The 1,647-nt window shown below is 49.9% G+C and carries 2 protein-coding genes; one reads left to right on the plus strand and one right to left on the minus strand.

Features of this window, described 5'->3' with window-relative positions; translation table 11 throughout:
• Positions 1-1,359: PepSY-associated TM helix domain-containing protein (locus tag ACTHS3_RS12530; RefSeq protein WP_440368082.1), on the plus strand; the 1,359-nt coding region annotated here is incomplete at its 5' end.
• A gap of 211 nt (positions 1,360-1,570) precedes the next feature.
• On the opposite strand, the gene ACTHS3_RS12535 is transcribed toward ACTHS3_RS12530, so the two are convergent.
• A partial coding sequence (locus tag ACTHS3_RS12535; protein WP_440364341.1) for a 50S ribosomal protein L19 occupies positions 1,571-1,647 on the minus strand: 77 nt, incomplete at its 5' end.

A 1,647-nucleotide genomic window follows, 5' to 3' on the forward strand; every position in this document is an offset into this window, starting at 1 on the left:
TTGACTGTTTGGCGATGGCATTTTTATGCCGGACTTTTGGTTGCGCCGTTTTTAACCCTGCTGGCTGTTACAGGGTTAGGAATGCTGCTATTTGCCAATATCACCGGTAAAGAAGGCGAGCGCATACATGTTGCGCCGCAGGCGCAAGTGCAGCCTTTGTCGGCTCAGGCTGAAGCTGCCAGACAGTTTGTGAATCCGGAAACTACCTCTGTGGTGCAATATATTGCGCCGCGCGCAGATGATATGGTTGCCGTATTCCGCGTGAACAATGACGATAAGGCTGCTATGGTTGCCGTTGATCCCTATACGGCGAAGGTCGTCAATTCAACGCCGCGCAATGACGGCTGGTATCACATCATGGACGAAATCCATGGCGATATGATGATCGGCACGGTGGGCGACTATATACTGGAAACAGCCGCTTCACTGACTATTTTGATGATCATTACCGGGATTTACCTGTGGTGGGCAAAACAGCGCGGTGTGAAATCCATGCTTGTACCGAAAGCAGGTAAAGGACGTACATGGTGGCGTAGCATGCACGGCGCATTCGGCACTTGGGTTTCTTTGCTTCTGTTGCTGTTCTGCCTTTCGGGCGTTGCTTGGGCGGGAATTTGGGGCGGTAAGTTGGTTCAGTCTTGGAGCCAATTCCCTGCCGGTAAATGGGGCGTCGAACCGAACCCTGTATCTACCGTGCCGACCCACGGCGATGTGTTGAACGACGGTAAAATCAAAGAAGTGCCATGGGTTCTGGAGCTTACGCCTATGCCTGTTTCCGGTACGACGAAGGGCGAAAACGGCATCAATCCGAGCGAACCGATGACTTTGGAAACAGTTGACCGCTTTGCCCGAGAAATCGGTTTTGAAGGCCGCTACAAGCTTAATTTGCCTAAAGGCGAAACGGGCGTGTGGACGCTGTCTCAGGACTCGATGAGCTACGATATGCCCAGTCCGACCGCCGACCGCACGGTACACATCGATCAATACAGCGGCAAAGTCCTTGCCGACATCCATTACGATGATTACAACTGGTTTGGTAAATTCATGGCGGTCAGCATTGCGCTGCATATCGGTACGATGGGCTGGTGGAGTGTGCTGGCGAACGTTTTGTTCTGCTTGGCAGTCATTTTCGTCTGCATCAGCGGCTGTGTGATGTGGTGGAAACGCCGTCCTTCGGAAGCGCGTGGTCTGGTTCCTCCTGCGCAGAAAATCAAATTGCCGGTATGGTGGGCAATGGCTGTGCCACTTCTGATTTTGGCTGTGATTTTCCCAACAGCCATTGCCGCAATCGCTGTGATTTGGATTTTGGATACACTGTTGTTGTCGCGTATCCCTGCATTGGCAAGATGGTTTAAATAACCGTCCGATGTGATTAAAGGCCGTCTGAATCTTTTGTTTCAGACGGCCTTTTGTATAAAGGTTAAAAGAGGTAGGTAAGTTACGATTCTGTTTAAGTTTATATGTAAAATGGAGATTGTGGTTGGCTTGCAGGATTGTGTAAGAAAGACAAGGAGTTTTTGTATAAAAACAAAAAACCCACTTCATTGAAGTGGGTTTTTGATGAAGGCTATTAACCTTTGCGAGCAGGCAATTTTTCTTTAATGCGAGCTGCTTTACCGGTCAGGCCGCGCAAGTAGTACAGTTTGG

It is taken from the genome of Neisseria sp. P0009.S007 (genome assembly GCF_051962515.1).